The organism is Rahnella sp. NRRL B-41462, assembly GCF_003263525.1.
GTDB classification, from domain to species: Bacteria; Pseudomonadota; Gammaproteobacteria; order Enterobacterales; family Enterobacteriaceae; genus Rahnella; species Rahnella aceris.
The window spans coordinates 20822-28014 of record NZ_JYDF01000037.1 but is presented as its reverse complement, the minus strand read 5'-3'; the positions used below and the strand labels follow the sequence as shown (position 1 = coordinate 28014).

Below are 7193 nucleotides of genomic sequence, written 5' to 3'. Positions count from 1 at the left end.
TATTAAGGTCAAAAACAAGATGTTAAGTGTGCATAAGCACTTGTTTTGTCTGTTAAACCCCCTCCCGGCCTCCCCCTTCGCAGGGGGAGGAGCTAACTAAATCAAGACGCCAGCGACAGATGTTTCTTCTGCTGTTTGTGCGTTTCCAGCCACTCGGCGACGCGTTGTTGCTGGGTTTTATCCAGCCACATACCGAGTTTGGTACGACGCCAGATGGCATCATCAAGCTGTGAAACCCACTCTTTTTCCACCAGATAACGCAGTTCAGCTTCGTAGAATCCGTGTCCGAAATCTTCGCCCAGCGATTCAAGGCTGGTCGCGTCATTCAGGAATAACTCTGTCTGGCTGCCGTACGTACGCGCATAACGGCGTGCCAGTGATTCCGGTAACCATTTGAAGCGGGAACGCAGATTGGCGCTGTAGGTATCACGGTCTCCGTTCAGTTTACCGCCAGGCAGCACGGCCGTTTTGGTCCACGCCGGGCCAGCTTTCGGATAGTACTTCACCAGTTTTTCCAGCGCATGTTCCGCCAGCTTACGGTAGGTGGTCAGCTTGCCGCCGAATACAGAAAGCAGCGGTGCTTTGCCATCCTGATCGTGAACGTCGAGCGTGTAATCGCGGGTCACCGCCTGTGGTGAATCTGATTCGTCATCGCACAGCGGGCGCACGCCGGAATAAGTCCAGACGATGTCTTCGGTGGTCAGTTGTTTCTTAAAGTGGTCGTTATACACTTTCAGCAGATAACCGATTTCTTTATCGTCGATTTTCACGTCTTTCGGATCGCCATGATATTCCACGTCGGTGGTGCCGATGATGGAGAATTCATCCATCCACGGGATCACGAAAACAATGCGATGATCTTCGTTTTGCAGAATGTAGGCCTGCGGCTGATTGTGTGCACGGGGCACCACAATATGGCTGCCTTTGATCAGACGGATGCCGTATGGCGATTTCAGCTTCAGGCCGTCGTCGAAGAAATGTTTTACCCACGGACCGGTAGCGTTAACCAGACCTTTGGCGCGCCAGGTGAAGGTTTTGCCGGTGTCGATATCTTCGGCTTCCACCATCCACATGCCGTCCTCACGCCATGCGCGGGTCACGCGGGTGCGGGTACGAACTTCGCCGCCACGTTCTTCCACTTCCTGTGCATTGACGACCACTAAACGCGCATCGTCGACCCAGCAATCCGAGTATTCAAAACCTTTGGTCAGTTCTGGTTTCAGCACGGACTCGCTGCCGAATTTCAGACCTTTACTGGCCGGCAGGCTGGTGCGTTTGCCCAGATGGTCGTACAGGAACAAACCGGCGCGGATCATCCAGGCCGGGCGCAAATGCGGCTGATGCGGTAAACGGAAACGCATCGGGAAAGCAATATGCGGTGCCATTTTCAACAGCACTTCACGTTCAGCCAGCGCTTCGCTGACCAGACGGAATTCGTAATGTTCCAGATAGCGCAGGCCACCGTGGATCAGTTTTGAACTGGCCGAAGAGGTCGCGCAGGCCAAGTCTTGCGCTTCAAGCAGCAGAACAGACAGCCCGCGGCCAGCTGCGTCGACTGCGATGCCGGTACCATTAATACCGCCACCAATTACGATCAAGTCTTTGGTTTCCACGTCATCTTCCTCCAGATGTTCGCAATAGCTCTTTTATGTTCGTTTTCGCTCACGATTGTAATCGAGAATCGACAAACAAGCCAAGCGTTAACCAAATAAAAACAATTATGCGTGATGAAGGTAACATTTTTGTGTCGGTTTCGAGCAAAATAGCAAGGCGGGGACGAAACCGAACGCCGCTACGCGTGGAATTTTTCGAAATTGTTCGTTTTGCCGGGCAGGGCGGAGGGAGGAAAAGCAGGAGCGCCAGCCGCAGCGCTCCTTAAATGCAGGCAAATCAGCACAGTTCGAGATGCACGTCGTACTTGTCGATGATTTGCTTCACGCTGTCCGGCGGCTGTTTATCAGTGAACAGATAATGAATCAGATCCATTTTGCCGAGGTTGACCATCGCGTTTCGGCCAAATTTGGAATGGTCCGTCACCAGCATCACGCAGCGGGAGTTTTCGATAATCGCGCGTTTGGTACGGGCTTCGTGATAGTCGAATTCGAGCAGCGAACCGTCCATATCGATGCCGCTGATGCCGAGAATGCCGTAATCAAGGCGGAACTGAGAGATGAAATCGAGCGTTGCCTCGCCCATGATGCCGCCGTCGCGGGCGCGCACTTCACCGCCTGCGAGGAACAAACGAAAATCCTCTTTGGCTGTCAGCAGCGTCGCGACGTTCAGGTTGTTGGTCACGATGCGCAGATTTTTATGGTTAAGCAGCGCATGCGCCACGGCTTCCGGCGTGGTGCCGATATCAATAAACAGCGTTGAACCGTCAGGGATCTGGCTGGCGACTCGTTCGGCGATACGCGCTTTCGCTTCCGACCACATCACTTTACGGTCGTTGTATGCCGCATTCACCGAACTGGACGGCAAGGCTGCCCCACCATGGTGACGGTGAATTTTATTCTGTTCCGCCAGATCATTCAGATCACGGCGGATAGTTTGCGGGCTGACTGCAAAATGCTCCACCAGCTCTTCGGTGCTGACATACCCCTGCTGGCGGACTAAATCGATAATCGCATCATGGCGTTGTGTTTGTTTCACCCGAATCCCCTACTTATTTTTTTTGTTGCGCGGAGTGCGCGTGTCAACAAATGCCATGATCAGGCCGAGGCCCAGACCAAACGCATGCGCGGCATTCGACACGGCCGCGCCGCCCGTTGCATAGCCAATGAACATAAAAATCAGCGAAATGACCAGTAATCCGCCGGGCACATACAGACGACTTTCCGGTTTCAACTGGCCGGTCAGCCAGGCGTAACCCATCAGCGCGTACACCACACCGGATAATCCGCCGAACCACGAACCGCTGACCATCGACTGGCCCCAGCCGCTGATCAGGGCAGAAATTAAGGTTACGGTGAACAGTTTGCCGCTGCCCAGATGCATCTCAATCTGGCTGGCGAGATACCACCACCATGCCAGATTAATCAGCAGGGCAATAAAGGAGAAATTCATCAGGGCCGGGGTGAACCATCGCCATAACTGGAAAACGCGCGAACTGTCCGGCCAGGCGAGCCAGCTCATCACCAGTTCGTCGCCGACCATCTGTTGCAGGATAAACACCGCCAGACTCAGCACAATCATGCCTATCGTCAGCGGCCCGGCGCGGCTGCGCAGGGTTTTCAGGAAGGGTGTGTGCGACATCTTTAAATGTGGCTGTGCCTTGCCGGTTTTCCAGCTTGCTTCCTGATAGCGCGGATGCAGGGGATCGCGCACAAACAGCGCCACCTGCTTCTCGGCCTCTTCCAGACGGGATTCATCTTCCAGCCAGAGCTGCACTTCCTGACTTTCGTGTTTCATCGTCAGCGTAAAACCCTGGGTTGCCATGTAATCGACAAAAGCCTGAGCCAGGCGGGGGTTGTTCAGGTTAAGAATGCGCACCATAGCGTTTAGCGGTTTCCCTAATTGTTTGACTGCGGTAATTCATTGTTATGTAGACAGGCGATAATGGTATCGCCTGATTATCTGTCAGCAGGCTTCTGGTTAACAGGGTCATGCTAACCTAAATGCTGATGACATCGCATTTTGCTCGCGTACAGAGAGGCCAATTTTGCTGGCAATCGTTGGCCACTGTCTGACGATTTGCTGGCAGCGACGGATGATATCCAGCGCATCGCTGTTTGAAATCCTAAACACCGGCGCGACAGAAAGCGCTAAATCGAGATCCATCGCATTATCGGATTCGCTGATATTCAGTTTTAATCCTGTGCTTTGCGCCACCGGATTCATGTCATAGGCGGGTGAAAGACGCCATCCTTTTCCCGGTTCCAGTAGAAAACCGTGATTGCGCAGATGATCGTCGGTATTGGATACCAGCAAATTGAACACGATACGCGACCAGAGTTCGCGTAAATCCTGATTTGGCTGCGCGCCCTGATTAATAATTACCGCCGCCAGCTCAAGGTAGCTGATACCTGAAGAGGCGTCGTCGCCATCCTGATGGCCGGTCAGCGTCATCGCCGAGGCAAAGTGTTTACGCTGACCCTCTGTCGTCCGGTCAAAACGCTTCACTAAAAAACAATGATGAGGATTGGCGTAGCGGCGGGCAAGGCTTTCAGGCACATTCAGACCACAGGCTTTTGCCAGCGTATTGACGACCAACTCCCATGCACCGATATCATATTCGTCATTAATGCTGGGAAATTTTGCTATCCACAGATGACCATCTGGTGCGCTGACGCTGGCTTTTGGGCGGGCGCCGCCAAGCGATCCGCCTGGTGCAATCAGTAAACGTAACCATTCATCTCCTGCGGCATCCTGATTTTCACGGTCCTTTTCCAGCGCCCGGCTGGCGGCTTCGAGTTCACGAATTTGAATGAAAGGAGGAGCAGCGACATCATGACGGTCATCCAGAAAATTGCCTTCATCATTGAGCCGAAACCGCAGCGCGCCGATACGAAAACTGTCATGCACGCCCAGCAGGTAATCAGATTCATAAAGACGCTGGCTTGCAGAGGCCACACCTGCCCGTTTTTCACGTTCCAGCCGTCTTTTCATCAACAACCGTCCCCAGCGATCCGGACTGGTATCCGCAAAGGCACCAAAAATATCCTGCCTTTGTGCCGGATATTGGGGGCCAGTGAATAACCCTATTCGTGGATCAAGCTGAAGATGGGCAAAATCAGGATGCGCCAGCGCAGCCTGATCATATTCAAAGGCAAAAATTTCGCGACCTGCAGCCTGATGCACATTGAGATAACCGATGCGCAAAGGCGATGGGAGGGGCGCCCAGTCGGCATACACGGCAATCCTTACCGTCATTTCTTCGTCCTTTTATGGGTTTTTTTACCGGTATTTTCACCACCTTGAAGCAGTGACGCTAATGAACCCGCACTTAAAAAATCATCCTTAGCCCAGTCACTTTCTGTATCCGGTTCATCTTGTTTTAAAAGAGTATTATCTGAGGACACAGAGGAAGGCGTCCGTTTTGAACGGGAGTTGCGTGAGGTGGGTTTACGGGGAATTAATGTAGCGTCCTGCAACTGGCGGCCGAACGGATCATCTTTGAGCAACAAATTGAGATCTTGTTCTACGCCCAGAACCTGCATTACCGCCAGACAGGCACCGAGAGTGACGCCTGTGTTGCCGCGTTCAAGATTGCGCAATGTCATGGGAACCATACCTGCCCGTTCTGCGACCTGTGCTGCCGTCAGTTTGCGGCGCAACCTCGCCAGACGAAGACGATCGCCAAACTCAGTTAATAGCGATTCAGTTGCCGGAAGCAAGGGCGATGTTTTTCGGGGCATGGTAGCAGCCAATTTGAAGTGTAAACTGAAAGTATTATGGCGATATATGCTCTATATCGCCATAATAATTACACTTTAGCATGCAGGAGATGTGATGCTGAGCGTGATTTCAGATCCGCTTAAAGCCCTTCCAGCGCCTGTTGCAGATCAGCAATCAGGTCTTCGGTATCTTCGATACCGATGCTGATGCGCACCAGTCCGTCGGTGATACCGCTCTGGCGGCGAACTTCCGGCGCGACGGCGCTGTGCGTTGTCGATGCCGGATGGCAGGCCAGCGAATCGGTGTCGCCGAGCGATACCGCCTGCGTGATGATGCTCAGCTTATCGAGGAACGTCCGTGCGGCGTTGAGGCCGCCTTTCAGCTCAATGGCCATAATCCCGCCAAACAGTTTCATTTGTTTTGAGGCGGTGGCATGTCCCGGATGCTGCTTCAGCCCCGGATAGAACACGGTGTCTACCGCGCTGTGGCCGTCGAGGAATTCCGCCACCGCCTGTGCGCTCAGCGAACTGGCTTCGACGCGCAGCGGCAGAGTTTTCAGGCCGCGGATCAGCAAACTGGCTTCGAACGGGCTCAGGTTGCCGCCGAACTGCTTCAGACTCAGGGTGCGGATTGGCGTGATTAATGCCGCCGAACCGGCCACTACGCCACCGGTCGCATCGCCGTGGCCGCTGATGTATTTGGTCGCGGAATGCAGAACGATATCAATGCCCAGTTCCAGCGGGCGCGTCAGGTACGGTGTGGCAAAGGTATTATCCGCCACACTGACTGCACCGGCGGCTTTCGACAGACGGGCGACTTCAGCCAGATCGGCGATATCCAGTCCCGGGTTAGCCGGGGTTTCCACCAGCACCACTTTGGTGTTTTTTGTGAATGCCGCTTCCAGTTCGCTCACATGGGTAACGTGAACCGGTTTGATGCCATAACGTGGCAGCAGGTTACGCACCACGCCTTCAGTGCCGCCATACAGCGTGCCGATATGAATGATTTCATCGCCGGGAACCAGCAGGGCAAACAACGTGGCGCTGATCGCTGCCATGCCACTTGCGCAGGCAACGGCGGTTTCTGCGCCTTCAAGCGCCGCCAGTTTCTGTTCAAAAACGGCCACCGTCGGATTGGCGAAACGGCTGTAAATATAACCCGGTTCTTCACCACTGAAACGGCGTGCGCCGCTGTCAAAATCCGGGTATGAAAATGCCGATGCGGCGGTGATAGGTGTCGCAATCGCGCCGGTCAGGGCATCGGGCTGCTGTCCGCCATGAACAGCGAGCGTACGCATCCCTAAAGAACGTGAAGTGTTCAGTTTTTTCATCTTGGAATCCTGTCGATAGTAGGCGGAAATTATATCAACACTGGAGAAAGGTAGCTTTTTCAGCTTAAGAACATTTTCGGCGCAAACTCATTAGCCTGGTTATAAAGACTATAGCGTGCGCCGGCGTCAAAAAAGAGGGGTCAGGCTTCAATATCTTGCGGGAAGGTTTGCGACCAGGCTTCGAAACCGCCGTCAACGCTGTAGACCGATTCGAAACCCTGAGAAATCAGAAATTGCGCGGCACCGCGGCTGCTGATGCCGTGATAGCACATCACCAGTACCGGTGTTTTGGCATCGGCCTGCTGGATAAACGCAGGCAGGCTGTCGTTGCTCAGGTGATAAGCGCCAGGTGCATGTGCTGCGCCGAAGCTTTGCGGGTCACGAATATCGACCATCACGGCTTCGCCTGAGGTCAGGCGGGAATGTGCTTGTTCAACGCTGATTGCTTCAAATTGTTCCATTCTGGTCTTGCCTCATAAAAGGTTATGCCGCCATTCTACCCAATAATTGCACAACTAAGACCAGACGA

The 7193-nt window shown here is 53.7% G+C and carries 8 protein-coding genes; 1 reads left to right on the top strand and 7 read right to left on the bottom strand.

Annotated elements, in window-relative coordinates; translation table 11 throughout:
- Positions 1-101: 101 nt before the first annotated feature.
- The 5 genes from glpD to UC14_RS10235 all read right to left on the bottom strand — a co-directional run bounded on the left by glpD (position 102) and on the right by UC14_RS10235 (position 5273).
- Positions 102-1613 carry a glycerol-3-phosphate dehydrogenase gene (gene glpD / locus UC14_RS10255; protein WP_013573555.1) on the bottom strand — a complete coding sequence of 504 codons (1512 nt, stop codon included), beginning with the start codon at positions 1611-1613 and terminating at the stop codon, positions 102-104.
- A 277-nt stretch (positions 1614-1890) separates the two neighbouring features.
- On the bottom strand, positions 1891-2649 hold the full coding sequence (locus tag UC14_RS10250) for a DeoR/GlpR family transcriptional regulator (protein WP_013573556.1): 759 nt from the start codon (positions 2647-2649) through the stop codon (positions 1891-1893).
- 9 nt (positions 2650-2658) lie between these two features.
- Entirely contained in the window at positions 2659-3492 is an 834-nt protein-coding gene (gene glpG, locus UC14_RS10245; protein ID WP_013573557.1) for a rhomboid family intramembrane serine protease GlpG, read from the bottom strand.
- A 108-nt stretch (positions 3493-3600) separates the two neighbouring features.
- Positions 3601-4869, bottom strand: a complete 1269-nt coding sequence (locus UC14_RS10240; protein WP_112151942.1) for a type II toxin-antitoxin system HipA family toxin — start codon at positions 4867-4869, stop codon at positions 3601-3603.
- Entirely contained in the window at positions 4866-5273 is a 408-nt protein-coding gene (locus UC14_RS10235) for a helix-turn-helix transcriptional regulator (RefSeq protein WP_232829664.1), read from the bottom strand. The genes UC14_RS10240 and UC14_RS10235 overlap by 4 nt, the downstream gene beginning before the upstream one ends.
- On the opposite strand from UC14_RS10235, the gene UC14_RS27065 reads away from it, so the two are divergent.
- A complete protein-coding gene (locus UC14_RS27065; RefSeq protein WP_223509957.1) occupies positions 5213-5359 on the top strand; it encodes a hypothetical protein in 147 nt (48 codons plus the stop codon). The two genes, UC14_RS10235 and UC14_RS27065, sit on opposite strands and share 61 nt — an antisense overlap.
- A 114-nt stretch (positions 5360-5473) precedes the next feature.
- Here the strand turns inward: UC14_RS27065 and UC14_RS10230 are convergent, their stop codons facing one another.
- Together UC14_RS10230 and glpE are read right to left on the bottom strand one after the other, a co-directional pair.
- Positions 5474-6664, bottom strand: a complete 1191-nt coding sequence (locus UC14_RS10230) for a PLP-dependent aspartate aminotransferase family protein (RefSeq protein WP_013573560.1) — start codon at positions 6662-6664, stop codon at positions 5474-5476.
- Between the two features lie 140 nt (positions 6665-6804).
- A complete protein-coding gene (gene glpE / locus UC14_RS10225) occupies positions 6805-7125 on the bottom strand; it encodes a thiosulfate sulfurtransferase GlpE (protein ID WP_037033715.1) in 321 nt (106 codons plus the stop codon).
- Between the last annotated feature and the right edge of the window lie 68 nt (positions 7126-7193).

What these genes read in the sequence shown, in the direction of transcription:
- glpG (WP_013573557.1), bottom strand. Translation starts at nt 3,492, where the DNA reads ATGGTGCGCATTCTTAACCTGAACAACCCCCGCCTGGCTCAGGCTTTT.
- UC14_RS10240 (WP_112151942.1), bottom strand. Translation starts at nt 4,869, where the DNA reads ATGACGGTAAGGATTGCCGTGTATGCCGACTGGGCGCCCCTCCCATCG.
- UC14_RS27065 (WP_223509957.1), top strand. Translation starts at nt 5,213, where the DNA reads ATGTCATGGGAACCATACCTGCCCGTTCTGCGACCTGTGCTGCCGTCA.
- UC14_RS10230 (WP_013573560.1), bottom strand. Translation starts at nt 6,664, where the DNA reads ATGAAAAAACTGAACACTTCACGTTCTTTAGGGATGCGTACGCTCGCT.
- glpE (WP_037033715.1), bottom strand. Translation starts at nt 7,125, where the DNA reads ATGGAACAATTTGAAGCAATCAGCGTTGAACAAGCACATTCCCGCCTG.